Raw genomic sequence first — 26,989 nt, 5'->3', positions numbered from 1 at the left:
GAGTGTCCCGCCGCAGAATCGGCTTCTGGTACCGCCTTGCGGCGGTCATTGCAAAACCGCCGCTCGTGGTTCTGTTCAAGCGGGACTGGCGTGGAATGGAGCACATTCCCGCCGACGGTGGATTCATCACCGCGGTGAATCACAACTCGCATATCGACCCGTTCTCGTACGCGCACTTCCAGTACAACACCGGTCGAGTGCCGCGATTCCTGGCGAAGGACGGCCTCTTCAAGAGCGGCTTTGTCGCCAAGGTGATGAAGGGCACGGGCCAGATCCCGGTCTACCGCGAGACCACGAACGCGCTCGACGCCTTCCGCGCCGCCGTCGCCGCCATCAAGGGCGGCGAGTGCGTGGCCTTCTACCCCGAGGGCACCCTCACCAGGGACCCCGACATGTGGCCGATGACCGCCAAGTCCGGTGCCGCGCGGGTCGCGCTGGAGACCAAGTGCCCGGTGATTCCGGTCGCGCAGTGGGGCGCCAACCTCGCCCTGCCGCCGTACAGCAGGAAGCCCGCCTTCTTCCCGCGCAAGACCCTCCAGGTGAAGGCCGGACCGCCCGTCGACCTGGCGCGCTTCTACGACAAGGAGCCGACGCCCGAGGTGCTGCGGGAGGTGACCGAGACCATCATGGCCGCGATCACCGAACTCCTGGAGGAGGTCCGGGGCGAGAAGGCCCCCGAGACGCCGTACGACCCGCGCAGGGCGCGGCAGGAACAACGACGCAAGGCAGCGGCCCGCGGCGCCGTGCAGGGCGCCGCCAAGAGCACCTCGGAGGACAGCAAGTGACGAACCCCGTGAACTCGACGGGGCCTGTGAAGGCCGCCGTCTTCGGAACGGGCTCCTGGGGCACGGCCTTCGGCATGGTGCTCGCCGACGCGGGCTGCGACGTCACCCTGTGGGGCCGCCGTGCCGAACTCGCCGACGCCGTCAACTCCACGCGGACGAACCCGGACTACCTCCCAGGCGTGCGGCTCCCCGAGAACCTGCGGGCCACCACCGACCCGGCCGAGGCCGCCGCGGGCGCCGACTTCACGGTCCTCGCCGTGCCGTCGCAGACGCTCCGCGCGAACCTCGCCGAGTGGGCGCCGCTGCTGGCCCCCGAGACCGTCCTCGTCTCCCTCATGAAGGGCGTCGAACTGGGCTCCGCCATGCGGATGACGGAGGTCATCGAGGACGTCACGAAGGTCCCCGCCGACCGGATCGCCGTCGTCACCGGGCCCAACCTCGCCCGTGAGATCGCCGCGCGGCAGCCCGCCGCCGCCGTGGTCGCCTGCCGGGACGAAGCCGTCGCGCAACGCCTCCAGACGGCCTGCCACACGCCGTACTTCCGCCCGTACACGAACACCGACGTGGTCGGCTGCGAACTCGGCGGCGCCGTGAAGAACGTCATCGGCCTCGCCGTCGGCATCGCGGACGGCATGGGCCTCGGCGACAACGCCAAGGGCTCGCTCATCACCCGCGGCCTCGCGGAGACCACCCGGCTCGGGCTCGCCATGGGCGCCGACCCGCTCACGTTCTCCGGCCTCGCGGGCCTGGGTGACCTGGTGGCCACCTGCTCATCGCCGCTGTCGCGCAACCACACCTTCGGCACCAACCTCGGCAAGGGCATGACCCTCCAGGAGACCATCGCGGTCACCAAGCAGACCGCCGAGGGCGTCAAGTCCTGCGAGTCCGTGCTGGATCTGGCCCGCAGGCACGGCGTCGACATGCCGATCACGGAGACGGTCGTGGGCATCGTGCACGAGGGAACGCCCCCGGTGGTCGCCCTCAAGGACCTCATGTCGCGCAGCGCCAAGCCCGAGCGCCGCTGACGGCACGGCCGACGGCACGCCTGACTACTTCGGGGCCAGCGGGTACCCTCAACGCGATATGAGCAGCGAGAACCTCCCCCAGAGCCCTGAGCAGCCGCTCCGCAAGCCGCGTGTGGCCGTCGTGTTCGGCGGCCGCAGCTCGGAGCACGGCATCTCCGTCGTCACCGCCGGCGCCGTGCTGAGCGCGATCGACCGCTCCAAGTACGACGTCCTGCCGATCGGCATCACCACGGACGGCCGTTGGGCGCTGACCGCCGACGAGCCGGAGCGGATGGCCATCGCCGACCGCCGGATGCCGAGCGTCGCCGAGATCGCCGACTCCGTAGAGGGCGGCGTCGTGCTCCCGGTCGACCCCGGCAACCGCGAGGTCGTCTACAGCGAGCCCGGCTCCGTGCCCAAGGCACTCGGCGAGGTCGACGTCGTCTTCCCGATGCTGCACGGTCCCTACGGAGAGGACGGCACCCTCCAGGGACTGCTCGAACTCTCCGGAGTGCCCTACGTCGGCTCCGGAGTCCTCGCCTCGGCCGTCGGCCAGGACAAGGACTACATGAAGCGGGTGTTCGCCTCCTTCGGGCTGAACGTCGGCCCGTACCTGGTGATCCGGCCGCGCGAGTGGCGGCAGGACGAGGCGGGCGCCCGGCAGCGCATCGCGGACTTCGCCGGCGAGCACGGCTGGCCGCTGTTCATCAAGCCCGCGCGCGCGGGCTCCTCGATCGGCATCACGAAGGTCGACTCCTTCGACGGGCTCGACGAGGCCATCGCCGAGGCACAGCACCACGACCCCAAGATCATCGTCGAGGCGCTGCTGCGCGGCCGCGAGATCGAGTGCGGCGTCCTGGAGTTCGAGGACGGCCCGCGCGCGAGCGTCCCGGCCGAGATCCCGCCCGTGCAGAGCCACGACTACTACGACTTCGAGGCGAAGTACATCGACTCGACGCCCGGGATCGTGCCCGCCCCGCTGACGCCCGAGCAGACCGCGGAGATCCAGCGGCTCGCCGTCGAGGCGTTCGAGGCGGCGTCCTGCGAGGGCCTGGTGCGCGCGGACTTCTTCCTCACCGAGGACGGCCGCTTCGTGATCAACGAGATCAACACGATGCCGGGCTTCACGCCCATCTCGATGTACCCGCAGATGTGGGAGAAGAGCGGCGTCAGCTACCCGGAGCTGGTGGACCGCCTCATCCAGGCGGCCCTCGACCGCTCCACGGGCCTGCGCTAGCGCGCCAGGGCTCAGGCGATCCCCGTGGGGATGGTCTTCTTGATGGGGGCGGCGAAGTCCGTGAGCGGGCTCAGGCCGCCCCCTGTGCGCTCCTCCGGCAGCGTCACCTCCACGTAGGCGAGGCGCGCCCCCGTGGTGAAGGTGTACGAGCCGTCGTCGCGCTTCTGCAGAAGCCAGGCGACACCGTTCACGCGCACACTGTTCTTCTTGGCGTATGCGGGATCGATCATCTCCGGGGGCCGTTTCACACCGCAGCGCAGTATGATCGCCGGGTCTCCCCACCCCGCGGTCAGCTCGGACTTCGGCCCGGGGTCGGTCCGCTCCAGACCCTCGACCTTCTCCGGGAGTTGTCCGTGCAGGTCCCGGCAGAGTCCCGCGGCCTTCGCGGCCGGGGACGGAACCACCACTGACGCCTCGTCGTCCGAAGATGAGCAGGCCGCTGTCGTGATCAGCAGGGCGAGGGCGGACGTTCCTGTGAGGCAGCGGCGCCGGAGACGGGGGATGTTCACCGGGCCAGGGTAGACGGGGGCTACAAGTGCACGACCGGGCAGGTCAGCGTTCTGGTGATGCCGTCCACTTGCTGAACCTTGGCGACCACCATGCGGCCGAGTTCGTCGACCGTGTCCGCCTGCGCGCGCACGATGACATCGTAGGGTCCGGTCACGTCCTCGGCCTGGATCACTCCCGGGATCTTGCCGATCAGCTCGGCGACGGTCGACGCCTTGCCGACCTCTGTTTGGATCAGGATGTACGCCTGTACCACGGAACCTCCAGGGCGGCCACGAGGATCATGTGGGGGAGAAAGGGACGCCACGGTACCGCGTCGCCGCTCGCCACGGGGAGACCCGGGCGACCTGTGGCGCGCACATCGTGGTGGACGGACAGCAGAAGTGACGGTCATGTCGACCGTACCGATGACAGAGACGGCTCGCGACCGGGGGCCGAGCAGCGTGAAAGGGCATGGTGAGACTCGGTGAAGGGTTCCGTGGGCGAGTTGGGGGAGTTCGGGCTCATCAGAGAGCTCACCTCGCGGCTCACCTCCACACCGGCCGTACGGCTCGGCCCCGGCGATGACGCCGCGGTCGTGGCCGCTCCGGACCGCAGGGTCGTGGCGAGCACCGACATCCTCCTCGAAGGGCGGCACTTCCGCCGCGACTGGTCCACCGCGTACGACGTGGGCCGCAAGGCCGCCGCGCAGAACCTCGCCGACATCGCGGCCATGGGCGCCGTGCCGACCGCGCTGCTGCTCGGCCTGGTCGTGCCGGCGGAGCTCCCCGCGAGCTGGCCCACCGAGCTGATGGACGGCCTCAGAGACGAGTGCCAGGTCGCGGGCGCGGCCGTCGTCGGCGGCGACGTCGTGCGCGGCGACACGATCACCGTCGCGATCACCGCCCTGGGCGATCTGCGCAACCACGAGCCCGTCACGCGCGCGGGAGCCCAGCCCGGTGACGTCGTCGCCGTGACGGGCTGGCTCGGCTGGTCCGCCGCCGGGCACGCCGTGCTCTCCCGCGGCTTCCGCTCGCCCCGCGCCTTCGTGGAGGCCCACCGCAGGCCCGAGCCGCCGTACCACGCGGGCCCCGCGGCAGCCGGTCTCGGCGCCACCTCCATGACGGACGTCAGCGACGGCCTCATCGCCGACCTCGGGCACATCGCCGAGGCCAGCAAGGTGCGCATCGACATCCGCTCCGGAGACGTCGACGTGCCCTCGCAGATGAACGACATCGGGCAGGCCGTCGGCGTCGACCCGTTGCAGTGGGTGCTCAACGGCGGCGAGGACCACGCGATCGTGGCGACGTTCCCGCCGGACGTGAAGCTGCCCGCCCGCTGGAAGGTCATCGGAGAGGTCCTCAACCCCTCCGCGCTGCCCCAGGTGACGGTGGACGGCGCCCCGTGGACCAGCAAGGGATGGGACCACTTCGGGGACAACGGCGACGACGACGGCAACGGAGCCACCGAGTGAGCGGCCTGCCGGGGACGGGCGCCCCGCCGAGGGTCCTCACCGTCGCCGGGTCCGACTCCGGCGGCGGCGCCGGCATCCAGGCCGACCTGAAGACGATGCTCGCCCTCGGCACGCACGGCATGAGCGTCATCACGGCCGTCACCGCGCAGAACTCCCTGGGCGTACAGGGCTTCTGGGAGCTTCCGGTGGAGGCGGTGCGGGCCCAGTACCGCAGCGTCGTCGACGACATCGGCGTACAGGCCGTGAAGACCGGCATGCTCGCCTCGGCCGAACTGGTCGAGGCGGTCGCGGACTTGCTCGCCGGCACGGACGCCCCCGCGGTCGTCGACCCGGTCGGCGTCTCCAAGCACGGCGACTCGCTGCTCGCGGCGTCCGCGCTGGACTCGGTGCGCACGAGGCTGCTGCCGGCCGCGACGGTCGCGACACCCAACCTCGACGAGGTCGCCCAACTCACGGGTGTCGAGGTCGACTCGGAGGACGGCCTGCGACGCGCGGCCGACGCCGTTCTCGCGTACGGACCGAAGTGGGTGCTCATCAAGGGCGGCCACCTCAGCGGCGACGCCGTGGACCTGCTCACCGACGGCTCCGTAGAGCACGTGTTGCGCGCCCCGCGCCACGACAACCGCCACACGCACGGCACGGGCTGCACTCTCGCCAGCGCGATCGCGGCACAGCTGGCGAAGGGCGAGAGCGTCCCGGAGGCCGTCCTGGCGGCCAAGGAGTACGTGACCGGGGCGATCGCCGCCGGGTTCGCCCTCGGCGGCGGGATCGGCCCGGTGGATCACGGCTGGCGGTTCAGGGAGGCGTAGTCCCCCGCGGGGTGTCGCGCGTAGTCCTTGAGCACGAGGTCGCTCGCGGCCTTCTCCGTCAGCTTCTTGAAGAGGCCCGCCAGCAGACGTGAGCCGAGCACGCGGTACGCCCGGTCGCGGCTGCGGATCTTCTTCTCGGTCGGCGGAGCGAGGAAGGGACCGGCGTTGTCCGCGGTCTTCTGGCAGCCCTTGGCGTAGTCGCGGATCTCCGCCTCGTACGCGGCGAAGCCGGCCCGGTGGTCGCCCCGCGCCGCCGCGAGCTCTCCGGCAAGGACGTACGCGGACACCAGTGCCGTGCCCGTCCCGATGCCGCCCATCGTGGCGCCGTACCCGGCGTCGCCGAGCAGCACCACACGGCCCTGGGAGAGCCGGTCGATGTGGATCTGCGCGATGGCGTCGAAGTACAGGTCGTCGGCGCTCTCAAGGCCCTTCAGGGCCTTGGGGGCGTGCTTCCAGGCCGTGCCCGCGAACCGGTCCACGAGGATCTTCTTCTGCTGCGCGGTGTCGTGCCGGTCGTAGTCCAGCTGCTCGGAGCTGAAGACCAGGCCGACGCCCGCCCGGTCGGAGTCACGGCCGTAGTTGTTGATCATGATGGTGCGGCCCGGCTCGCTGTAGACGCGGGCGGTGCGGTCGAGGCCGAGATGGTTGGGCATGTCGAAGCCCGCCACGTAGTAGCCCAGGAACCGCAGATACCGCGACTCGTCGCCGAAGACCAGACGGCGGGTGTGCGAGTGCAGCCCGTCGGCGCCGACGACGAGGTCGAAGCGGCGGGGAGCGCCGTGGTCGAAGGTCACGTCGACGCCTCCGGAATCCTCGGTCAGCGTGGCGACGGAGTCTCCGAAGACGTACTCCACGTCGTCCTTGGTGCGCTCGTACAAGATCTTCGAGAGATCACCGCGGAAGACCTCCACATCACCGCTCATGAAGAACGCGGGCAGGTCCAGCCGCTCCCTGTCGTCGGCCTCCACGATGGTCTGGCGGCCCATGTGCGTCTGGCGGCGGTGGACCTCGTCCCAGATGCCCATGCGCCGCAGCACGGTGCGATGCACCTCGCCACGGAAGTCGACGGCGAAGCCGCCCTCGCGCAGGGCGGGCGCCTTCTCCAGGACGGTGACGCGGGCTCCGTAGCGGGCCAGCCACAGGGCGAGCGCGGGGCCCGCGACGCTGGCGCCGGAGATCAGGACGTTCAGATGGGCGAGGCTGTGGGTGGCGGTCCGGGCCGGCTTCCGGCTCGTCGAGTTCTTCGAGTTCGTCATGCCTGGAAGCTTCCGGGCAGCCGCTGACCGTCCGCCTACCGTTCCCTGACCGCCGCTGACCGCAGACTCCGCCCCTGGTCGAAGGCCTTCTGATAGGCCTCCGGGGAGAGCCTCGCGCGGGCCGCCTCCTCGATGGGTACGACGTCGGGGTCGTCGGCGATCAGGGCGCCGCGCAGGCCGTGGGCGGCGCCCAGGAGCCGGGCGGCCTCCTCGGAGTCCGCGGCCACGGCCGCCAGCGCCTCGGCCACCTCGGCCAGTTCACCGGTGTCCGAGACACGGGCGCCGACGCCGAAGGCCGGCACATCGGTGCCGCACGCCAGCACCCGGGCCTGCTCGAACCAGTCCGCCGCCTCCTGCGCGCGGGACTCGGCGAGCGCGGTACGGCCCAGGCCGACCAGGATCCGCACGCTCTCCCCGAGGCTGAACCAATTGGCGGCGCACGTCTCCAGGGCCGCTTCGTAGTGCTCACGCGCGCGTGCCGTGTCACCGGAAAGCCGGGCCACGTCCCCGAGCCCGCGCCGCGCGGTCGCCACCTTGTCGGGGACGCCGATGGTACGGGCGAGGGCGGCGGAGTGCGTGTAGTGGGCGTCGGCCTCCTCGAAGTCGCCCCGGTGCAGCAGCACCGTGGCGCGCTGGTGCAGCAGGTCGGCCATCTCTTCGGGCGCCGCCAGCTCCTTCACGTACACCAGGCCCTCGTCGAGCAGCTCCAGGGCCCGTTCCCGCTCGCCCCGCCAGTCGGCGAACATCCCCAGCGGGTCCAGGCAGTTGGCCATGCCCCAACGGTCCCCGGTCGTCCGGAAGCCCTCCAACGCACGCGCGAAGGCCGCCTCGGCCGCTCCGGCGCGGCCCGCGAAGAGCTCCTGGAAGCCCTGCCCGAGGTCGAGGAGGGCCAGACCCCAGGGATGATCGCCGACCTGGGCCCGCACCCGGTCCTCCATGGCCCGCGCGGGGCCGCCCGCGATCGACCAGAGGACCACCAGGTACGGCAGCCGCAGAGGCCCTTCGAGCGCGGCGAGCAGGCTGTCCGCGCGCGCGAGGCGCGCCGGTTCGCCCGGGTCGGCGCCGTCGCCCACGATCGTGTTGATCAGGCAGATGAGGTACTCCTCGGAGAGGCCGTCCGGCGGTTCGGTGCCCACCGCGTCCAGCAGGTCGACGGCGAGCGCCGTCGGCTCCCCGTAGCGGCCGCGCAGCCGCCAGGACCAGGAGAGAGCGGCCATCAGGCGCAGTCCGTCGCGCGGTGCGGTACGGGTCAGGTGGCGCAGCGCGGTGTCCAGGTTCATCTGCTCGGCGTCGAGCCCGGCCAGCCACGGCAGTTGCCCGCCGCCGCGCAGCTGCGGCTCGGCCGCCTCGGCCAGGCGCAGGAAGTGCCCGGCGTGCGCGGCCCGCAACCGGTCCTCCTCGCCCGACTCGGCCAACTCCCGGGCGCAGAACGCGCGGATGGTCTGCAACATGCCGTAGCGCCCCTCGGTCACATCGAGGAACGACTTCTCCGCGAGAGAGGCGAGCAGATCCTCCGGACACGGGATGCCGCAGACGGCCTCCACGGCGTCGGACGTGGCCCCTCCGGAGAACACGGTCAGCCGTCGGGCCAGCTTCCGCTCCTCGTCGTCGAGCAGCTCCCAGCTCCACTCCACGACCGCGTGCAGGGTGCGGTGCCGGGGCGCCTTCGTGCGGTCGCCGCGCGAGAGCAGCCGGAAGCGGTCGCCGAGGCGGGCGGCGAGCTCGTCCAGGGTGAGGGTGCGCAGGCGTGCCGCGGCCAGCTCGATCGCGAGCGGCAGGCCGTCGAGCGCCGCGCAGATCTCGTCGGTCAGCCGCCGGGCGTGCTCGTCGGCCGGGCCCGCGAGGTCGGGCCGCACGGCGGCCGCCCGGTCCGCGAAGAGCCGGGCGGCGGGCCCGGCCGCCAACGGCGGCACCGGCCACAGCACCTCACCCGTGATCCCGAGCCCCTCCCGGCCGGTGGCGAGCACCCGCACACCGGGGCAGGCCCCGAGCAGCAGCCCCGCGACCCGCGCCGCCTCGTCCACGAGGTGCTCGCAGTTGTCCAGGACGAGCAGCAGCTCGCGGCCGCGCAACGCGGTGAGCAGCCGCTCCGTGGTGTCGCCGCCCTGGCTGTGGAAGCCGTCCCGCACCCCGAGCGCGGTGAGGATCGCGTACGTCACTCCGGAGTCGTCGGAGAGCGGGGCCAGCTCCACGAAGCAGACATCGGGCAGCGCACGGGCCGCTTCGATCGCGAGCCGTGTCTTGCCCGCCCCGCCAGGACCGGTGAGCGTCACGAGCCGCGCCTCGGTGAGCAGGGCGCCGATCCGCGTGAGCTCGTCGGCCCGCCCGATGAACCGCGTCAGCTGCGCGGGCACGCCCCGCTGCCGTGCGGGCTCCCGGCCCCGGAGCAGTTCCAGGTGGAGCGCGGACAGTTCGGCGGAGGGGTCGGTGCCGAGCTCGTCCGCGAGGGTGCGCCGTGCCTCTTCGTAGACGGTGAGCGCCTCGGCGGGCCTGCCGTCCGCGTGCAGTGCCCGCATCAGCTGGCCGTGCAGCCGCTCGCTCAGCGGGTGCCCGGCGAGCAGCCCGCGCACCTCGGGCACGAGCTCGGCTCCGCCGCCCAGTGCGAGATCCGCGTCGATGCGGTCCTGCACGGCGGCCAGGCGCGTCTCCTCCAGGCGCGCGGCGAGGGGGCGGGCGTCCGGCAGTTCGGCGAGGGCGGTCCCGCGCCACAGTCCGAGCGCCTCCCGCAGGAGTCCGGCGGCCCGCGCGGGGTCTCCGGAGCCGAGGGCCTCGCGCCCCTCACGGGCCAGCCGCTCGAAGCGGTGCAGGTCGACGTGGTCGGGGTGGACGGCGAGGCGGTAGCCGGTGGGGGTGGCTTCGATGGTGAGGCCGAGGCGTTTGCGGAGCCGGGAGATCTGGGACTGGAGCGCGTTCGCCGCGCCGGCGGGCGGCTCGTCGCCGTAGAGCCCGTCGGTCAGCGCCGTCACGGAAACGGTGCGGCCGGGGTCCAGGAGCAGCAGGGTGAGCAGGGCGCGGGGGCGCGGCCCGCCGGGGTCGACGGGGGTGCCGTCGGGGGAGCGGACGTCGAGGGGGCCGAGGATGCCGAAGCGCATCGCCAGATTCTGGCAGCCCCGGGTGCGTGGACAGACAAAAAGCCGCCCCCGTACGCGGGCAGACGAAAAAGAAGAAGCCGCCCCCGTGAGCGGGCAGACGAAAAAGCCGGCCCCCCTGAGGGGACCGGCTGATTCAGCAACCAGCTAGGTGGCCGCGCTGGCGTCAGCGCGAGACCTTGCCGGCCTTGATGCACGAGGTGCAAGCGTTGAGGCGCTTCGGCGTCCCGCTCACCACGGCACGCACACGCTGGATGTTCGGGTTCCAGCGACGGGGCGTACGGCGGTGCGAGTGCGAGATGTTGTTGCCGAAGCCCGGCCCCTTGCCACAGACGTCGCAGTTGGCAGCCACGGGTCACTCCAAAGACTTCAGATGCACTTACGGTTAATCCCGGCATGCCGGGATCAGTGCAATGATCGAAGTGGCGTTGCCAGGAGGAATGGCCCGATGCGTATCGGGCAACCGAAGCAGCATACAACGACTGCTTCGGTACAACGAAACTACCACGGCCGGCCCGGCCCCCGCCCCGGGCCCTCCGTTCACCCTGGGTCTACGCTGCGTCCATTGCGCATGGTCAAGGAGGCGAACAGGTGCCGCAGAACCTCGACGCGGTCGCGGTGCGCGCCTGGTGCCGACTGGCTCTGGACGCCCTCGGCAGGGCCCGCGAGGAGATCGACTCCATCAACGTCTATCCGGTCGCCGACGGGGACACCGGGACGAACCTCTATCTGACCGTGGAATCCGCCTCCCAGGCGGTCGACGCGGCCTTCACGGGCCACGAGCCGTCCCTCCCCTCGCTGGCGGAGACGGTGCGCGCGATGGCGCACGGAGCGCTCATCGGGGCCCGCGGAAACTCGGGCACGATCCTTTCGCAGCTGCTCCGCGGGATGGCACAGGTCATCGGCGGCACGCAGGGCGGACCGGGCGCCGGGGCGGGTGACGGGGAGCCGCGAGGTGACGCGGATCACGTCGACGGCCCGACCCTCGCACGCGCCTTGCGGAGTGCGGCCGAGTCCGCCTACCAGGCCGTCGCCCACCCGGTGGAGGGCACCGTCCTGACGGTCGCCACCGCGGCGGCCGAGGCGGCCGAGGGCACCGGCGACGACTGCGGGGCAGTGGCCAGGGCGGCGTACGAGGGGGCCTGCGCGGCCCTGGACGCGACACCGGGGCAGCTCGCCGTGCTCGGCCGCGCCGGTGTCGTGGACGCCGGCGGCCGCGGACTCGTGGCGGTGCTGGGGGCGCTGGTGGGCGCCCTGTCGGGCCGGACCGTCGCCCCCAAGAGCACTGTTCACGCGCGCGTGGAGGCCGTCGAGGACACGGCGGCCGTCGAGTGCGAGGAGCTGCCCGGCGACGAGAGCGGCCCCGCCTTCGAGGTCATCTACCTCCTGGAGGCGGACGACGCCGCCGTGACCCGGCTGCGGGCCCGGCTCGACCGGCTCGGCGACTCGCTCGTCGTGGTCGGCGGCGACGGGCTCTGGAACGTCCACGTCCATGTCGACGACGCGGGAGCGGCCGTCGAGGCGGGAGTCGAGGCGGGCCGCCCCCATCGCATCCGGATCACCCACTTCGGAGTGGGCGACGCGCACACCACCCCGCAGCCGCCCCGGGAACGCGCGCAGCGCGCCATCGTCGCCGTCGTGCCGGGGGAGGGCCTCGCAGGGCTCTACGCCGAGGCCGGGGCGACCACCGTGCCCGCGCACGTGGGGGAGCCGCCCGCGAGCGGCGAGCTCGTCGAGGCGATCCGGCGGGCGCACGCGCGCGAAGTGGTGCTCCTGCCCAACGACGCCGAGCTGCGGCACACCGCGGCCGCCGCGGCCGAACAGGCCCGCACGGAAGGCGTGCGGGTCGCGCTGATCCCCACCCGCTCCGCCGTCCAGGGCATCGCGGCGCTCGCCGTGCACGAGCCGGACCGCCGCTTCGACGAGGACGTCGTCGCCATGACGTCGGCGGCCGGCGCGACCCGGTACGGCGAACTGGCCGTCGCCGAGCGGCAGTCCTGGACCATGGCGGGCATCTGCCAGGCCGGTGACGTGCTCGGCCTGATCGACGGCGATGTCGCGGTGATCGGCTCCGATGCGGCCCGCACCGCCGTCTCGGTCCTCGACCGCATGCTCTCGGCGGGCGGCGAGATGGTCACGCTCGTACTCGGCGAATCCGTGCCCGACACCGTCGCGGAGCAGCTGGAGAAGCATGTGCGCGAGACGTACCTGGCCGTCGACACGGTGGTCTACCGCGGCGGTCGTCAGGCGGCGCTGCTGCTGATCGGCGTGGAGTAGCACCGAGCGGGACCGGCGACGGGACTGGTGACGGGACCGGTGACGGGACCGGTGAATCGGGGGGACGTTCGGCGGATTGTCAGTGGCGTGGTGTGCAATGGATCTCGTGCCTGCGCTCGAAGAACCCCTGAAGAAAGTGGTCGGCCCCGCCACCGCGAAGGTGATGGCCGAGCACCTCGACCTGCACACGGTCGGCGACCTCCTGCACCACTACCCCCGGCGCTATGCCGAGCGCGGCGAGCTCACCCGCCTCGCCGAGCTCCCGCTGGACGAGCACGTCACGGTGGTCGCCCAGGTCGCGAGCGCACGCATCCTCAAGTTCAACGGCGGCCGGGGCCAGCGCCTCGAGGTCACCATCACCGACGGCAGCGGCCAGGTCCAGCTCGTCTTCTTCGGCCGCGGCATCCACAAGCCCCACAAGGACCTGCTCCCCGGCACCCGCGCGATGTTCGCGGGCAAGGTGTCGGTCTTCAACCGCAAGATGCAGCTGGCCCACCCGGCGTACGAACTGCTGCGCGCCGAGGGGGACGAGGCCGGCGAGACAGTCGGCTCCTGGGCCGGCGCCCTCCTGCCGATCTACCCGGCCACCGCCAAGCTGGAGTCCTGGAAGATCGCCAAGTCGGTCGACATGGTCCTGCCCAGCGCCCAGGAGGCCGTGGACCCGCTGCCGCCCGCCCTCCGCGACGGCCGCGGCCTCATCCCGCTCCCCGAAGCCCTCCTGAAGATCCACCGGCCGCACTCGAAGGCGGACATCGCCGGCGCCCGCGACCGCCTGAAGTGGGACGAGGCCTTCGTCCTCCAAGTAGCCCTCGCCCGGCGGCGGTACGCGGACGCGCAGTTGCCCGCCGTCGCCCGCAGGCCCAAGCCGGGCGGCCTCCTCGACGCCTTCGACGCCAAGCTGCCCTTCACACTCACCGAGGGCCAGGAGAAGGTCTCCAAGGAGATCTTCGACGACCTCGCGACCGAGCACCCGATGCACCGCCTGCTCCAGGGGGAGGTCGGATCGGGGAAGGCGCAACCACTCGACTCACTGGTGCTGACTCCCGAAGGCTTCCGCCCGATGGGCGACATGAACACCGGCGACCTTGTGGTCGTTCCCACCGGGGAAACCGCGGTCGTCAGCGGTGTCTTTCCGCAGGGCGAGCGGGACGTATGGCGTCTGACGCTTTCCGACGGCAGCTCTGTCGAGTGTGACGACGAGCACCTCTGGATCGTCGGCACCAGTTGTGGTTGGCACCGAGGGCAGCCGCCGAAGGTCCTGACGACGAGAGAGATCCGTCTGGACCTCTGCAAGGCGAACGGTTCCTCGAAGTGGTACCTGCCTGCCGCCGCGCCGACCGACCTGGGACACGACGAGCCGCTGCCGCTCGATCCCTATTTGTTCGGTCTTCTGCTGGGCGACGGGTCGTTCCGCCACGACTTGCGGTTGTCCACGGCCGACGAGGAGATCCACGCCGCGGCGGCCGACGCCGTGGCGCCGGAATGCCGTCTGGACCTCTGCAAGGCGAACGGTTCCACGTACGACTACACGATTCAGCTGACACACCGTACGGGCGGCACGCGCAACCCCGTCATCCAAGTTCTGCGCGACTTGGAGCTGTGGGGTGTGACCTCGCACGGGAAATTCGTCCCCGAGATCTACAAGAACACGTCGATCAAGAATCGACTGGCCCTGTTGCAGGGACTGCTGGACACGGACGGCACGATTCAGTCGGACGGGCTGAGCATCTCGCTGTGCTCGGCGTCCCTCCGGCTCGCCGATGATGTCGCCTGGCTCGTGCGCTCACTGGGAGGCAGGGCCAGGGTTCTGCCGACGAAGGCGGCATTCAACGTGTCGATCGCGTTGCCCGAGGAGTACATGCCGTTCAGGCTGACGCGCAAGGCGGAGCGCGTGTGCACGAGGCCGAAGTACGACACGTTCCGGCGGGGGATCCGCAGCGTCGAGTTCGTCGGGCGGAAGCCGGTCCAGTGCATCAGCGTCGCTCACCCGAGCCGTGCCTACATCACCGACAACTTCACGGTCACGCACAACACCATGGTCGCCCTGCGCGCCATGCTCGCCGTGGTGGACGCGGGCGGGCAGGCCGCGATGCTCGCGCCCACCGAGGTCCTCGCCCAGCAGCACCACCGCTCCATCGTCGAGATGATGGGCGAGCTGGCCGAGGGCGGCATGCTGGGCGGCGCCGAGCACGCCACGAAGGTCACGCTGCTCACCGGCTCCATGGGGGCGGCGGGCCGTCGGCAGGCCCTCCTCGACCTGGTCACCGGTGAGGCCGGGATCGTCATCGGCACGCACGCGCTGATCGAGGACAAGGTCCAGTTCCACGACCTGGGCCTGGTCGTCGTCGACGAGCAGCACCGCTTCGGCGTGGAGCAGCGCGACGCCCTGCGCGGCAAGGGCAAGCAGCCCCCGCACCTCCTGGTCATGACCGCCACGCCCATTCCGCGCACGGTCGCGATGACCGTCTTCGGCGACCTGGAGACGTCCGTCCTCGACCAGCTCCCCGCGGGACGCTCGCCGATCGCCAGCCACGTCGTCCCCGCCGAGGAGAAGCCCCACTTCCTCGCCCGCGCGTGGGAGCGCGTGCGCGAAGAGGTGGAGAACGGCCACCAGGCGTACGTGGTCTGCCCCCGCATCGGCGACGACGAAGCCGAGGACCCCAAGAAGGCCAAGAAGAAGGCGGAGGAGGAGGCCACCGCGGAGAAGCGGCCCCCGCTCGCCGTCCTCGACGTCGCCGAGCAGCTCTCCCACGGCCCCCTCCGAGGTCTCAAGGTCGAGGTCCTGCACGGCCGCATGCAGCCGGACGACAAGGACGCCGTGATGCGCCGCTTCACCGCGGGCGAGACACAGGTCCTGGTCGCCACGACGGTCATCGAGGTCGGGGTGAACGTGCCGAACGCCACCGCCATGGTGATCATGGACGCGGACCGCTTCGGCGTCTCCCAGCTGCACCAGCTCCGCGGCCGCGTCGGCCGCGGCTCGGCCCCCGGCCTCTGCCTCCTCGTCACCGACATGCCCGAGGCGAGCCCCGCCCGCGCCCGGCTCGGAGCCGTCGCTTCCACGCTCGACGGGTTCGAGCTCTCCCGCATCGACCTGGAGCAGCGCCGCGAGGGCGACGTGCTCGGCCAGGCCCAGTCCGGAGTCCGCTCCAGCCTGCGGATGCTCGCCGTCATCGAGGACGAGGAGATCATCGCCGCGGCCCGCGAGGAGGCGGTCACCGTGGTGGCCGGGGACCCCGAGCTGGAGCGGCTGCCCGAGCTGCGCACCGCCCTGGACGCCCTGCTCGACGCCGAGCGCGAGCAGTACCTCGACAAGGGCTGACGCCGTCGTACGCCATATCGTGGGATGACCACCGTCCAGCCAGAAGGAATCAGATGACCCGCGTGATCGCCGGCACGGCCGGCGGACGCCGCCTGGCCGTCCCGCCGGGCAACGGCACCCGCCCCACGTCCGACCGCGCGCGCGAGGGCCTCTTCTCCACCTGGCAGGCGCTCCAGGGCACGCTCGACGGGTCCCGCGTCCTCGATCTGTACGCGGGCTCCGGAGCCGTCGGCCTGGAGGCGCTGTCCCGCGGCGCCGCCCACACCCTGCTCGTCGAGGCCGACGCCCGTGCGGCCCGCACCATCAGGGAGAACGTGAAGGCGGTCGGTCTGCCCGGCGCCGAGGTGCGGGCGGGCAAAGCCGCCCAGATCGTCCAGGGCGGCGCCCCCACCACCCCGTACGACCTGGTGTTCCTCGACCCTCCGTACGCCGTCACCGATGACGATCTTCGGGAGATCCTCCTCACACTCCGCTCGGAACGCTGGCTCACGGACGACGCGCTCGTCACCGTTGAACGCAGTACAAGAGGCGGTGTCTTCGGCTGGCCGGAGGGTTTCGAGGCCCTCAGGTCCCGTCGCTACGGCGAAGGGACGTTTTGGTACGGTCGCGCCGCCTCTACGTGCGACGACTCAGTGATCGCGCCATGACCGGACCGGAGAGCGAGGGACTCACGATGCGCCGCGCCGTCTGTCCGGGGTCGTTCGACCCCATCACCAATGGACACCTCGACATCATCGCCCGCGCCTCCAAGCTGTACGACGTGGTGCACGTCGCGGTGATGATCAACCAGTCGAAGAAAGGTCTCTTCGAGATCGATGAGCGGATCGAACTGATCCGCCAGGTCACCGCCGACTTCGGCAACGTCGAGGTGGAGTCCTTCCACGGCCTCCTCGTCGACTTCTGCAAGCAGCGCGACATCCCCGCCATCGTCAAGGGCCTCCGCGCGGTCAGCGACTTCGACTACGAACTCCAGATGGCCCAGATGAACAACGGCCTCTCGGGCGTCGAGACCCTGTTCGTGCCGACCAACCCCACCTACAGCTTCCTCTCCTCCTCGCTGGTCAAGGAGGTCGCGGCCTGGGGCGGCGACGTGGCGCACCTGCTGCCGCCGATCGTCCACGAGGCCCTGGTCGAACGCCTGGGCAAGAAGTGACCCACCCGCAGGCGCGCTGACAGTTCGTCACCCGGTGTCGGGCGGGCGGCCACTGGCCTTACAGTCGTCCCGTCCGTCTCCCAACCAGCTGTAGAGAGTGGCGAGCACACGGTGGACGTGCAGAAGAAGATCGACGAGATCGTCCAGGCGGTCGGCAGCGCCCGGTCCATGCCCATGTCGGCCTCGTGCGTGGTCAACCGCGCCGATCTGCTCTCGATGCTCGAAGAGGTGCGCCAGGCGCTGCCGGGCTCCCTCGCCCAGGCGCAGGAGCTCATCGGCGGCCGCGAGCAGCTCGTCGAGCAGGCCCGCCAGGAGGCGGAGCGGATCATCGAGACCGCGCACGCCGAGCGCGGGTCCCTGATCTCCGACACCGAGGTCGCCCGCAACTCGCAGAGCGAGGCCGACCGCATCCTCGCCGAGGCCCGCCAGGCCGCCGAGGAGGTCCGTGTCGAGGCCGACGACTACGTGGACAGCAAGCTCGCCAACTTCGAGGTCGTCCTCACCAAGACCCTCGGCTCGGTCGGCCGCGGCCGCGAGAAGCTCCTCGGCACCGGCCCCGGCCTCGACGAGCAGGGATACGAGGACGAGGACGCCCCCGAGCGCAGCCACGACCCCGAGACGCTGCGCCGCAACGCCGACGCGTACGTCGACGCCAAGCTCGGCGCTTTCGAGGCGGTCCTCGCCAAGACCCTCGAAGCCGTCGGCCGCGGCCGCCAGACCCTGCACGGCCGCGCCCCCGCCGACGAGCTCGGCACGCTGGGCGAAGGCACCGCCACGCAGGGCCACACCACCGACGCCGAATACCTGGCGGACCTCGCGGGCCCCGTGGCCGCGGCAGTGCCGGCCCAGGCCCCGCCGCAGCCGCCGCAGACCCCGCCGATCCCCGCCCAGCAGCCCTACGCACCGCCGCAGCAGCAGCCCGACCCGTACGGGTACCAGCAGCAGGACCAGTACGCGTACCAGCAGCCGTACGGCCAGCAGGACCCGTACGCGTACCAGCAGCACGACCAGTACGGCTACCCGCAGCAGGGCTACGAGCAGCCCCGCTACGAGGCGCCGGCCGCCCAGCAGCCCGCGGCGCTGGAGGAGGCCAGCCTCTTCGACACGACCATGATCAGCGCCGAGCAGCTGCGCCAGTACGAACAGGGACGCTAGCGGCACATCGGGCCGGATTGGGCCGAGAGCGAAAGGTCAAGTATCCTGGCTCTTCGGTCGCGCATACGTCCGCGATCCAGGCTGCCCGCCCAAGCCGCACATGTGCGGCATCAGTGCGGCGGCCCCCCTTTGAACTCCCCGGATCCGAAAGTTGGAAAAGCCCTGAGCACGCGCCTCGACCACCGAAACCCCCTCGTGTTCGACACACACGAGCTGGGTCGGCGTCCTGGTGCCATGCAGCGGGTGACCCGCGAGATCGAGGCGCCCGGCCCGCCGAGCGCCCTCGGCATCGAAGGGGTCATCGGAGTGCCGCAGGGCGCCCCGGTCCAGCTGGAGGTCCGTCTCGAGTCGGTCATGGAAGGGGTGCTTGTCACAGGCACCGCCCGTGCAACGGCCGAGGGGGAGTGCGTAAGGTGTCTGGAGCCGCTCGAGCTGGAGCTCGACGCGGACTTCCAGGAGATGTTCTCGTACCCTGACGCCGACGACCGGGGCCGCAGCGCGGAACCGGCCGACGACGCCGAGGAAGACGAGAGCAGGCTCTTTCTCGAGGACGGCATGTTCGACCTCGAGCCTGTGCTGCGTGATGCGGTGGTGCTCGCACTGCCGATGCAGCCGGTGTGCCAGGAAGACTGTCCGGGCCTGTGCTCCCAGTGCGGGGTGCGGCTCGCGGACGACCCGGACCACCACCATGACGCCGTCGACATCCGTTGGGCGGCATTGCAGGGACTCGCTGGCACCATCCAGGACGGCGAGAAGGACGAGATGAGCGGCGCCGAAGCGGAAGCGGGCGTCGACGAGAAGCAGGAGAAGTAGCCGTGGCTGTTCCGAAGCGGAAGATGTCGCGCAGCAACACGCGCCACCGCCGGTCGCAGTGGAAGGCTGCGGTCCCCACCCTGGTTTCGTGTGAGCGTTGCCAGGAGCCCAAGCAGCAGCACATCGCGTGCCCGAGCTGCGGCACCTACAACAAGCGCCAGGTCCTCGAGGTCTGAGCGGCTGGTGAGAGGCACCGTGTCTAGCCCCAAGAAGGCGGAAGACGCCAAGAAATTGGCGGAGACAACGGCCTCGTCCCACACGCTTCTGGAAGGGCGGCTCGGGTACAAGCTCGAGTCCGCCCTTCTGGTGCGCGCGCTGACCCACCGTTCGTACGCGTACGAGAACGGCGGTCTGCCGACGAATGAGCGGCTCGAGTTCCTCGGGGACTCGGTGCTCGGCCTCGTCGTCACGGACACGCTGTACCGCACCCACCCCGACCTGCCCGAAGGCCAGCTGGCCAAGTTGCGGGCCGCGGTGGTCAATTCGCGTGCGCTGGCGGAGGTCAGCCGCGGCCTCGAACTCGGCTCCTTCATCCGGCTCGGCCGGGGTGAAGAGGGCACGGGAGGCCGGGACAAGGCATCCATCCTCGCCGACACCCTCGAAGCGGTGATCGGCGCGGTCTATCTGGACCAGGGTCTGGACGCCGCGGGCGAGCTCGTGCACCGGCTCTTCGACCCGCTGATCGAGAAGTCCTCGAACCTGGGAGCGGGCCTGGACTGGAAGACCAGTCTCCAGGAGCTCACCGCGACGGAGAGCCTCGGCGTGCCCGAGTACCTCGTCACGGAGAGCGGCCCCGACCACGAGAAGACTTTCACTGCTGCCGCCCGCGTCGGAGGCGTCTCGTACGGCACCGGCACCGGCCGCAGCAAGAAGGAAGCGGAGCAGCAGGCCGCCGAGTCCGCATGGCGCGCCATCCGCGCGGCAGCGGACGAGCGCGTCAAGGCGGCCGAGGCCGCCGCTGCCGCCACGTCCGAGGGAACCGCCGACGCTCCCTCGGCCTGACCGCCGACTGTCATCTGATGCCGGCCGCCCCTTCAGGGGGCGGTCGGCATCGTCCTTGAGGAGACCGGACCGTGCCTGAGTTGCCCGAAGTCGAAGTCGTCCGGCGTGGCCTGGAGCGCTGGGTCAGCGGACGCGTCGTCGCCGACGTGCAGGTGCTGCATCCGCGTGCGGTGCGCCGGCACCTGGCGGGCGGCGTGGACTTCGGGGACCGGCTGACCGGACACCGGATCGGTCTCGCGCAGCGGCGCGGCAAGTATCTGTGGCTGCCGCTCGCCGACTCCGCGCAGTCCGTCCTCGCCCACCTGGGCATGAGCGGCCAGTTGCTGGTGCAGCCCCAGGAGGCCCCGGACGAGAAGCACCTGCGGATCCGGATGCGCTTCGCGGACGAGCAGGGCACCGAGCTCCGCTTCGTCGACCAGCGCACCTTCGGCGGGCTCTCGCTCCACGACAACACCCCCGACGGGCTCCCGGACGTCATCGCGCACATCGCGCGCGACCCGATGGACAGCGCGTTCGACGACGCGGCCTTCCATCTCGCGCTGCGCCGCCGTCGTACGACGATCAAACGGGCCCTGCTCGACCAGTCGCTGATCAGCGGTGTCGGCAACATCTACGCGGACGAGGCGCTGTGGCGCGCCAAGCTGCACTACGAGCGGCCCACCGGCACCTTCACGCGCCCGCGCACCGCCGAACTCCTCGGCCACGTACGGGATGTGATGAACGCGGCCCTCGCCGTCGGCGGCACCAGCTTCGACAGTCTCTACGTGAACGTGAACGGCGAATCAGGCTATTTCGACCGGTCCCTCGACGCCTACGGCCGGGAGAACGAGCCGTGCCGCCGCTGCGGTGCCGCGATCCGCCGCCGCCCCTGGATGAACCGGTCCAGCTATTTCTGCCCCCGCTGTCAGCGGCCGCCGCGCGTCGCGTCGTAGCGCTCCCGGGCCCGCAGCACCTCGTCCTGCCGGCTCTCCACGAAGTGGATCAGGGCCAGCAGGCGCTCGGCGACCTCGTGCCCCAGCGGGGTGAGCCGGTAGTCCACGCGCGGCGGATTGGTCGGCTGTGCCTCACGGTGCACCAGGCCGTCGCGCTCCAGCGCGTGCAGGGTCTGGGACAGCATCTTCTCGCTGACGCCGTCGACGCGGCGGCGCAGTTCGTTGAAACGGAACGAGCCCTCGTGCAGCGCTCCGAGGGTGAGTGCTCCCCAGCGCCCTGTGACGTGCTCCAGCGTGCCCCGGGACGGGCACTGCCGGGAGAAGACGTCGTACGCGAGGTCGGAGGATTCCATGCCGACACTGTACTCCCGCACAGCGCTTTCGAATAGTTAGCGCTGGCTCGGGCCGGCGGGATCAGAAGCCGAAGTCCTGCGTCCACCACGGGCCGCCCGGCGCGAAGTGCGCGCCGACGCCGAGGGTCTTGTAGTCGCAGTTGAGGATGTTGGCGCGGTGGCCCGCGCTGTTCATCCAGGCGTCCATCACGGACCGGGCATCGGCCTGGCCGCGGGCGATGTTCTCGCCGCCCAGGTCCGTTATGCCGGCCTTGTCGGCGCGGTCCCACGGCGTCGCGCCGTCCGGGTCGGTGTGGTCGAAGAAGTCGCGCTCCGCCATGTCGGCGCTGAAGTCGCCGGCCAGCGCCGCGAGGCGGTCGTCGGCCCGCACCGGGCGGCAGCCGACCTTGGCCCGCTCCTGGTTGACCAGCGTGAGCACCGCGGCCTCGGCCCGGCTCTCGTCGGACGACGACTGCGAGCTCGCCGGGGGAGCCTTCGGCTTCTCCTCGGGCGTACGGGACGGGGGCAGCGTCGACTTCTTGTCGGTGTCCGGCTCCGGCGCCTGCTTCGACGGCTTCTCGGACGGCGTCCTCGACGGCTTCGGGGCGGTCTTGGAGGCAGCGGGCTTCGGCGCCTCCGCGCGTCCGGTGCCACGGCTCGGCGACGGCGTGCCCCGCTCGGCCTCGGCACGGGAACCGCCCTGGGCGTCCACCTCGGTCGGGACGGGCGCGGAACGCACTTCACCGGAGTCGCCCCCGCCGCCCAGCTGGTAGTTGTCGCCCCCGGGGAGCACGCCCGCGGCGACCGCGACGGCCCCCATCGCGACGGCGGCGGAGACCCCGAGCAGGCCCGTGCGCACCGGGGTGGCGGCGCGGCCCTTGCGGCGGTGCGACACCTTCCCCGGGTGGTCCTCAGGGGTGGCGGCGGCCTGTCCAGCGCCGGAGCGTCGGTGGCGTCCCATCTCCTGGCCTTTCGTCCTGCGATCAACGTGACTCACCCGTATGAGTGAGGCTCATCGATTCGGGACTGTACGCGATGACGCATGGGGACGAAGTGCTCCCAGAGCAATTGGCCGGTTAGCGTGCACCCATGAACGAAGACGTGCGACTCACCGCCTGGGTGCGAGGACGCGTGCAGGCCGTGGGATTCCGCTGGTTCACGCGGGCCAAGGCACTGGAGATCGGCGGCCTGAGTGGTTTTGCTCTCAATCTGGAGGACGGCCGCGTCCAGGTCGTCGCCGAGGGCCCCCGGGCGGGCTGCCAGAAACTGCTCGACTGGCTTCGCGAAGGCGACACACCCGGCCGCGTCGACGGCGTCACAGAGATCTGGGACACACCACGTGGCATATACGAGACCTTCGCCATCCGCTGACCGTGACCCGCGCGAACGCTCTGAGGAGGGAGCGCCGGGGCGCCGGACGAGTGTCCCGGGCAACTGCCTGAGGCAGAAAGAGCCTGGTGGTTGCCAAGAACCTCTTGCCGTGGCAGGCTCCGCAAGTAAGGATGATCTCCACGCCCTCAGGGCCCCGAAGGAGTAGCAGCGCCGCCCGTTCCGAGGCCGCGCGCCCCCGGGTCGCCCGCCAATACGGGGCGTGATCGTGTTGACCGTCAAACATTTTGGTGAGACTCTGGAAGCCCCGCGCACCTTAGCTGTTTGGCATGTGAGAACGGCCAGTACGACCCAGCGAAACAATGAGTGCCAAGCACCGCGGGTGCGATTCCCTCACGACCCACACCGCTTCGGTCGGTCACTCAGTGTGGAGGACCATCCATCATGGCAAAGGCGCTTCTCGGTTACGTCGGCGGCAGCGACCCGCGACTCCTCGCCGAGATGCGACGGCTCCAGCAGCGCGTCCAGGACCTGGAATCCGAGCTCGGTCGGATCCAGGCGGAGAACGACGCGCTGGCGGCTGCCGCTTCTCACGAATCTCTCCTGGAGAGCATCGACGTACCCCAGGCGGAGCCTGCGCTCACCTGATCCCTATCCGCTGACGAACATATGGGCCTTGCCTTGCCGCAAGGGCCCGTACCAAGCAAGTGGTCAGGCTGTCGTGTCAGCCGCTTGTCCAGATCTGCAAGGGACGCTTCGGCGTCCCTTCTTTCTTGCCCCGGCTCTGCCGCGCCGTACGCTGCTCTCTTTACCGTGGATTCTTTACCGTCTGATGTGCCCTGCACGTTCCTCGGTGAAACTGTCGACGAAAGGTAGAGTCCGACGGCGTGCATCTCAAGGCCCTGACCCTGCGCGGCTTCAAGTCCTTCGCGTCGGCGACGACGCTGAAGTTCGAGCCGGGCATCACCTGCGTCGTCGGACCCAACGGCTCCGGCAAGTCCAATGTCGTGGACGCGCTCAGCTGGGTCATGGGCGAGCAGGGCGCCAAATCACTGCGCGGCGGCAAGATGGAGGACGTCATCTTCGCCGGCACCACCGGGCGGCCCCCGCTCGGCCGCGCCGAGGTCTCCCTCACCATCGACAACTCCGACGGCGCCCTGCCCATCGAGTACGCCGAAGTCACCATCACGCGGATCATGTTCCGCAACGGCGGCAGCGAGTACCAGATCAACGGCGACACCTGCCGCCTCCTCGACATCCAGGAACTGCTCTCCGACTCCGGCATCGGCCGTGAGATGCACGTCATCGTCGGGCAGGGACAGCTCGACGGGGTGCTGCACGCCGACCCGATGGGGCGACGCGCGTTCATCGAGGAGGCCGCCGGCGTCCTCAAGCACCGCAAGCGCAAAGAGAAGGCCCTGCGCAAGCTCGACGCGATGAAGGCCAACCTCGCGCGCGTCCAGGACCTGACCGACGAGCTGCGGCGCCAGCTCAAGCCGCTCGGCAGGCAGGCCGCCGTCGCACGCCGGGCCGCCGTGATCCAGGCCGACCTGCGCGACGCCCGACTGCGGCTGCTCGCCGACGACCTCGTACGGCTGCGCGAGGCCCTGAACGCCGAGGTGGCCGACGAGGCCGCGCTCAAGGAGCGCAAGGAGAGCGCCGAGGCCGAGCTGAAGGCGGCCGTGCAGCGCGAGGCCCGGCTGGAAGAAGAGGTGCGCCGCCTCACACCGCGGCTGCAGCGGGCCCAGCAGACCTGGTACGAGCTGTCCCAGCTGGCCGAGCGGGTGCGCGGCACCGTCTCGCTGGCCGACGCCCGGGTCAAGAGCGCCACCGCCGCGCCCCCCGAGGAGCGCCGAGGCCGCGACCCCGAGGACATGGAGCGCGAGGCCGCCCGCATCCGCGAGCAGGAGGCCGAGCTCGAAGCTGCCCTGGAGGCAGCCGAGCACGCCCTGGACGACACGGTCGCCCACCGCTCCGACCTCGAACGCAGGCTGGCGGTCGAGGAGCGCAGGCTCAAGGACGTGGCGCGGGCCATCGCCGACCGGCGTGAAGGGCTCGCACGGCTGACCGGACAGGTCAACGCGGCCCGGTCGCGTGCCGCGTCCGCCCAGGCCGAGATCGACCGGCTCGCCGCCGCACGGGACGAGGCCACCGAGCGCGCGGTCGCGGCCCAGGAGGAGTACGAGGAGCTGAAGGCCGAGGTCGACGGGCTCGACGCGGACGACGCCGAGCTCGGCGAGCGGCACGACGCGGCGAAGCGCGAGCTCGCCGAGGCCGAGGCCGCGCTCACCGCGGCACGGGAGGCGGCGACCGGCGCCGAGCGCAAGCGGGCCGCGGTCGCCGCCCGCCACGAGGCGCTCGCGCTCGGTCTGCGGCGCAAGGACGGCACCGGCGCGCTGCTCGCCGCCAAGGACCGGCTCACCGGGCTGCTCGGCCCGGCCGCCACCCTCCTCACCGTCGCCCCCGGCTACGAGGTGCCCGTCGCGGCCGCGCTCGGCGCCGGCGCCGACGCGATCGCCGTGCGCGGGCCGAGCACGGCCGCCGAGGCCATCCGCCTGCTCCGCAAGCAGGACGCGGGACGCGCGGCGCTGCTGCTCGCCGACGCCCCCGACGACGTACGACAGGAGCGTCCCGGAGGGCCGCCGTACGTCGCCGATCTCGTGCGGGGCCCCGACGAGCTGATGCCCGCGGTGCGGCGGCTGCTGCGCGGAATCGTCGCCGTCGGCACGCTGGAGGACGCCGAGGACCTGGTCTACGCGCACCCGGAGCTGACAGCCGTCACCGCCGAAGGGGATCTGCTCGGGGCGCACTTCGCGCAGGGCGGGTCCGCCGGGGCGCCCAGCCTGCTGGAGGTGCAGGCATCCGTCGACGAGGCCGCCGCCGAGCTGGAGCAACTCGCCGGGCAATGCGAAGAGTTGGCCGAGGCGCAGCGCAGTGCGGGGGAGCGGCGGAAGGAATGTGCCGCGCTCGTCGAGGAGTTGGGGGAGCGGCGCAGGGCCGCCGACCGGGAGAAGTCCTCCGTGGCGCAGCAGTTGGGTCGGCTCGCCGGGCAGGCGCGGGGCGCCGCGGGCGAGGCCGAGCGGTCCGCCGCCGCCGCGGCCAAGGCGCAGGACGCGCTGGACAAGGCGGTCGAGGAGGCCGAGGAACTCGCCGAGCGGCTCGCCGTCGCCGAGGAGGCGTCCCCTTCCGGGACAGAGGAAGAGCCCGACACCTCCGAGCGCGACCGGCTCGCCGCCGACGGGGCCAACGCCCGGCAGACCGAGATGGAGGCGCGGCTCCAGGCGCGTACACATGAGGAGCGGGTGAAGGCGCTCGCGGGCCGCGCCGACTCCCTGGACCGGGCCGCGCGCGCCGAGCGCGAGGCACGCGCGCGTGCCGAGCAGCGCAGGGCGCGGCTGCGCCACGAGGCCGCCGTCGCCGAGGCCGTCGCCTCCGGTGGGCGCCTGCTGCTCGCCCACGTCGAGGTGTCCCTCGTACGCGCACAGGAAGAGCGTGCCGCCGCCGAGCGCGCCAAGGAGGTGCGGGAGCGGGATCTGGCGGCCGAGCGCAGCCGGGGCCGCGACCTCAAGGCCGAACTCGACAAACTGACGGATTACGTTCACCGCGGCGAGGTACTCGGTGCCGAGAAGAGGCTGCGCATCGAGCAGCTGGAGACCAAGGCACTGGAGGAACTCGGTGTGGAACCGGCGGGGCTCGTCGCCGACTACGGCCCCGGTCAGCCCGTGCCGCCCTCGCCCCCCGCCGAGGGCGAGGAGCTGCCGGCCGACCCGGAGCACCCGCGCAACCAGCCGGTGCCGTTCGTCCGTGGGGAGCAGGAGAAGAGGCTCAGGTCAGCCGAACGGGCGTATCAGCAGCTCGGAAAGGTGAATCCGCTCGCCCTCGAGGAGTTCGCGGCGCTGGAGGAGCGCCACAAGTTCCTGAGCGAGCAGCTCGAAGACCTGAAGAAGACGCGCACCGACCTCCTCCAGGTGGTGAAGGAAGTCGACGAGCGGGTCGAGCAGGTCTTCACCGAGGCCTACTACGACACGGCCCGGGAGTTCGAGGGCGTCTTCTCGCGGCTCTTCCCCGGTGGTGAGGGGCGGCTCGTCCTGACCGACCCCGGCAACATGCTCACCACGGGCATCGACGTCGAGGCCCGGCCGCCGGGCAAGAAGGTCAAGAGGCTCTCGCTGCTGTCGGGCGGCGAGCGTTCGCTGACCGCCGTGGCGCTGCTCGTCTCCATCTTCAAGGCACGGCCCAGCCCGTTCTATGTGATGGACGAGGTCGAGGCGGCGCTCGACGACACCAACCTGCAGCGGCTCATCCGCATCATGCAGGAGCTGCAGGAGGCCTCGCAGCTCATCGTGATCACGCACCAGAAGCGCACGATGGAGGTCGCCGACGCGCTGTACGGCGTCTCGATGCAGGGAGACGGCGTCTCCAAGGTCATCAGCCAGCGCCTCCGCTAGCCCACCTTCCAACACTTCAAGACTTGAACGTACGCGGCCTCAGAGTGCCCTCAAATTCACAGCAGCCCACCTATTGACTTCGAAAC

24 protein-coding genes are annotated in these 26,989 nt (G+C 71.3%); 17 read left to right on the top strand and 7 right to left on the bottom strand.

Annotated elements, in window-relative coordinates; translation table 11 throughout:
- Window positions 1–2: 2 nt before the first annotated feature.
- Genes AB0N81_RS25520 through AB0N81_RS25510 form a run of 3 tightly spaced genes read left to right on the top strand, consistent with a single transcriptional unit; the run spans window position 3 to window position 3,026 of the window.
- Complete coding sequence (locus tag AB0N81_RS25520) at window positions 3–785, top strand: lysophospholipid acyltransferase family protein (RefSeq protein WP_365362133.1); 783 nt, start codon at window positions 3–5, stop codon at window positions 783–785.
- The gene (locus AB0N81_RS25515; protein ID WP_365362131.1) at window positions 782–1,810 is read left to right on the top strand and encodes an NAD(P)H-dependent glycerol-3-phosphate dehydrogenase; all 1,029 of its coding nucleotides are present in this window, start codon (window positions 782–784) and stop codon (window positions 1,808–1,810) included. Before AB0N81_RS25520 ends, AB0N81_RS25515 begins: the two co-directional genes overlap by 4 nt.
- Before the next feature lie 58 nt (window positions 1,811–1,868).
- Entirely contained in the window at window positions 1,869–3,026 is a 1,158-nt protein-coding gene (locus AB0N81_RS25510; RefSeq protein WP_365362129.1) for a D-alanine--D-alanine ligase family protein, read from the top strand.
- Window positions 3,027–3,037: 11 nt separating this feature from the next.
- Here AB0N81_RS25510 and AB0N81_RS25505 read toward each other — a convergent pair whose 3' ends face one another.
- Window positions 3,038–3,529: a DUF3515 domain-containing protein gene (locus AB0N81_RS25505; protein WP_365362419.1), complete on the bottom strand. Its 492-nt coding sequence runs from the start codon at window positions 3,527–3,529 to the stop codon at window positions 3,038–3,040.
- Window positions 3,530–3,555: 26 nt separating this feature from the next.
- Window positions 3,556–3,789, bottom strand: coding sequence for an Lrp/AsnC ligand binding domain-containing protein (locus tag AB0N81_RS25500; RefSeq protein WP_016642988.1), 234 nt, complete (start codon window positions 3,787–3,789; stop codon window positions 3,556–3,558).
- Window positions 3,790–3,999: 210 nt separating this feature from the next.
- Here AB0N81_RS25500 and AB0N81_RS25495 point away from each other — a divergent pair, with 210 nt between their 5' ends.
- Window positions 4,000–4,986: a thiamine-phosphate kinase gene (locus tag AB0N81_RS25495; RefSeq protein WP_365362127.1), complete on the top strand. Its 987-nt coding sequence runs from the start codon at window positions 4,000–4,002 to the stop codon at window positions 4,984–4,986.
- Window positions 4,983–5,795: a bifunctional hydroxymethylpyrimidine kinase/phosphomethylpyrimidine kinase gene (gene thiD / locus AB0N81_RS25490; protein WP_365362125.1), complete on the top strand. Its 813-nt coding sequence runs from the start codon at window positions 4,983–4,985 to the stop codon at window positions 5,793–5,795. Before AB0N81_RS25495 ends, thiD begins: the two co-directional genes overlap by 4 nt.
- Here thiD and AB0N81_RS25485 read toward each other — a convergent pair.
- The 3 genes from AB0N81_RS25485 to rpmB all read right to left on the bottom strand — a co-directional run bounded on the left by AB0N81_RS25485 (window position 5,768) and on the right by rpmB (window position 10,492).
- Entirely contained in the window at window positions 5,768–7,051 is a 1,284-nt protein-coding gene (locus tag AB0N81_RS25485) for an FAD-dependent monooxygenase (protein ID WP_365362123.1), read from the bottom strand. The genes thiD and AB0N81_RS25485 overlap by 28 nt on opposite strands.
- Window positions 7,052–7,086: 35 nt before the next feature.
- A complete protein-coding gene (locus tag AB0N81_RS25480; protein ID WP_365362121.1) occupies window positions 7,087–10,143 on the bottom strand; it encodes a BTAD domain-containing putative transcriptional regulator in 3,057 nt (1,018 codons plus the stop codon).
- A gap of 163 nt (window positions 10,144–10,306) precedes the next feature.
- Entirely contained in the window at window positions 10,307–10,492 is a 186-nt protein-coding gene (rpmB, locus tag AB0N81_RS25475; protein WP_016642993.1) for a 50S ribosomal protein L28, read from the bottom strand.
- 239 nt (window positions 10,493–10,731) lie between these two features.
- On the opposite strand from rpmB, the gene AB0N81_RS25470 reads away from it, so the two are divergent.
- The 9 genes from AB0N81_RS25470 to mutM all read left to right on the top strand — a co-directional run bounded on the left by AB0N81_RS25470 (window position 10,732) and on the right by mutM (window position 20,794).
- Window positions 10,732–12,417 (top strand): DAK2 domain-containing protein, encoded by a 1,686-nt coding sequence (locus AB0N81_RS25470; RefSeq protein WP_365362119.1) that lies wholly within the window; start codon window positions 10,732–10,734, stop codon window positions 12,415–12,417.
- Window positions 12,418–12,514: 97 nt separating this feature from the next.
- On the top strand, window positions 12,515–15,739 hold the full coding sequence (locus AB0N81_RS25465; RefSeq protein WP_365362117.1) for a helicase-related protein: 3,225 nt from the start codon (window positions 12,515–12,517) through the stop codon (window positions 15,737–15,739).
- Between the two features lie 53 nt (window positions 15,740–15,792).
- Window positions 15,793–16,386 (top strand): 16S rRNA (guanine(966)-N(2))-methyltransferase RsmD, encoded by a 594-nt coding sequence (gene rsmD, locus AB0N81_RS25460; RefSeq protein ID WP_365362115.1) that lies wholly within the window; start codon window positions 15,793–15,795, stop codon window positions 16,384–16,386.
- 26 nt (window positions 16,387–16,412) lie between these two features.
- Window positions 16,413–16,892: a pantetheine-phosphate adenylyltransferase gene (gene coaD / locus AB0N81_RS25455; RefSeq protein ID WP_365362417.1), complete on the top strand. Its 480-nt coding sequence runs from the start codon at window positions 16,413–16,415 to the stop codon at window positions 16,890–16,892.
- Between the two features lie 111 nt (window positions 16,893–17,003).
- Complete coding sequence (locus tag AB0N81_RS25450; RefSeq protein WP_365362113.1) at window positions 17,004–18,047, top strand: cell division initiation protein; 1,044 nt, start codon at window positions 17,004–17,006, stop codon at window positions 18,045–18,047.
- Window positions 18,048–18,209: 162 nt separating this feature from the next.
- A complete protein-coding gene (locus AB0N81_RS25445) occupies window positions 18,210–18,860 on the top strand; it encodes a YceD family protein (protein ID WP_365362415.1) in 651 nt (216 codons plus the stop codon).
- A gap of 2 nt (window positions 18,861–18,862) precedes the next feature.
- Window positions 18,863–19,036: a 50S ribosomal protein L32 gene (rpmF, locus tag AB0N81_RS25440; RefSeq protein WP_026165248.1), complete on the top strand. Its 174-nt coding sequence runs from the start codon at window positions 18,863–18,865 to the stop codon at window positions 19,034–19,036.
- 7 nt (window positions 19,037–19,043) lie between these two features.
- A complete protein-coding gene (rnc, locus tag AB0N81_RS25435; RefSeq protein WP_365362111.1) occupies window positions 19,044–19,862 on the top strand; it encodes a ribonuclease III in 819 nt (272 codons plus the stop codon).
- Between the two features lie 71 nt (window positions 19,863–19,933).
- Window positions 19,934–20,794 carry a bifunctional DNA-formamidopyrimidine glycosylase/DNA-(apurinic or apyrimidinic site) lyase gene (mutM, locus tag AB0N81_RS25430; protein ID WP_365362109.1) on the top strand — a complete coding sequence of 287 codons (861 nt, stop codon included), beginning with the start codon at window positions 19,934–19,936 and terminating at the stop codon, window positions 20,792–20,794.
- Here the strand turns inward: mutM and AB0N81_RS25425 are convergent.
- Together AB0N81_RS25425 and AB0N81_RS25420 are read right to left on the bottom strand one after the other, a co-directional pair.
- The gene (locus tag AB0N81_RS25425; protein ID WP_365362107.1) at window positions 20,767–21,147 is read right to left on the bottom strand and encodes a helix-turn-helix domain-containing protein; all 381 of its coding nucleotides are present in this window, start codon (window positions 21,145–21,147) and stop codon (window positions 20,767–20,769) included. The two genes, mutM and AB0N81_RS25425, sit on opposite strands and share 28 nt — an antisense overlap.
- 61 nt (window positions 21,148–21,208) lie before the next feature.
- Window positions 21,209–22,087 carry a CAP domain-containing protein gene (locus AB0N81_RS25420; protein ID WP_365362105.1) on the bottom strand — a complete coding sequence of 293 codons (879 nt, stop codon included), beginning with the start codon at window positions 22,085–22,087 and terminating at the stop codon, window positions 21,209–21,211.
- A 128-nt stretch (window positions 22,088–22,215) separates the two neighbouring features.
- On the opposite strand from AB0N81_RS25420, the gene AB0N81_RS25415 reads away from it, so the two are divergent.
- The 3 genes from AB0N81_RS25415 to smc all read left to right on the top strand — a co-directional run bounded on the left by AB0N81_RS25415 (window position 22,216) and on the right by smc (window position 26,903).
- Entirely contained in the window at window positions 22,216–22,497 is a 282-nt protein-coding gene (locus tag AB0N81_RS25415) for an acylphosphatase (protein WP_361173901.1), read from the top strand.
- 402 nt (window positions 22,498–22,899) lie between these two features.
- Window positions 22,900–23,103, top strand: coding sequence for a hypothetical protein (locus AB0N81_RS25410; protein WP_055551056.1), 204 nt, complete (start codon window positions 22,900–22,902; stop codon window positions 23,101–23,103).
- 239 nt (window positions 23,104–23,342) lie between these two features.
- Window positions 23,343–26,903, top strand: a complete 3,561-nt coding sequence (gene smc / locus AB0N81_RS25405; protein WP_365362103.1) for a chromosome segregation protein SMC — start codon at window positions 23,343–23,345, stop codon at window positions 26,901–26,903.
- Window positions 26,904–26,989: the final 86 nt, after the last annotated feature.

The organism is Streptomyces sp. NPDC093510 (genome assembly GCF_040683555.1).
In the GTDB taxonomy this organism is placed as follows: domain Bacteria; phylum Actinomycetota; class Actinomycetes; order Streptomycetales; family Streptomycetaceae; genus Streptomyces.
Note: the sequence above shows the minus strand (reverse complement) of the source record. Positions and strands in the feature narration are given on the sequence as shown.

Coding starts and splice junctions, on each gene's coding strand:
- AB0N81_RS25510 (WP_365362129.1), top strand. CDS start 1,869: ATGAGCAGCGAGAACCTCCCCCAGAGCCCTGAGCAGCCGCTCCGCAAG.
- coaD (WP_365362417.1), top strand. CDS start 16,413: ATGCGCCGCGCCGTCTGTCCGGGGTCGTTCGACCCCATCACCAATGGA.
- AB0N81_RS25415 (WP_361173901.1), top strand. CDS start 22,216: ATGAACGAAGACGTGCGACTCACCGCCTGGGTGCGAGGACGCGTGCAG.
- AB0N81_RS25485 (WP_365362123.1), bottom strand. CDS start 7,051: ATGACGAACTCGAAGAACTCGACGAGCCGGAAGCCGGCCCGGACCGCC.
- AB0N81_RS25480 (WP_365362121.1), bottom strand. CDS start 10,143: ATGCGCTTCGGCATCCTCGGCCCCCTCGACGTCCGCTCCCCCGACGGC.
- rsmD (WP_365362115.1), top strand. CDS start 15,793: ATGACCCGCGTGATCGCCGGCACGGCCGGCGGACGCCGCCTGGCCGTC.
- AB0N81_RS25410 (WP_055551056.1), top strand. CDS start 22,900: ATGGCAAAGGCGCTTCTCGGTTACGTCGGCGGCAGCGACCCGCGACTC.
- AB0N81_RS25420 (WP_365362105.1), bottom strand. CDS start 22,087: ATGGGACGCCACCGACGCTCCGGCGCTGGACAGGCCGCCGCCACCCCT.
- AB0N81_RS25465 (WP_365362117.1), top strand. CDS start 12,515: ATGGATCTCGTGCCTGCGCTCGAAGAACCCCTGAAGAAAGTGGTCGGC.
- AB0N81_RS25425 (WP_365362107.1), bottom strand. CDS start 21,147: ATGGAATCCTCCGACCTCGCGTACGACGTCTTCTCCCGGCAGTGCCCG.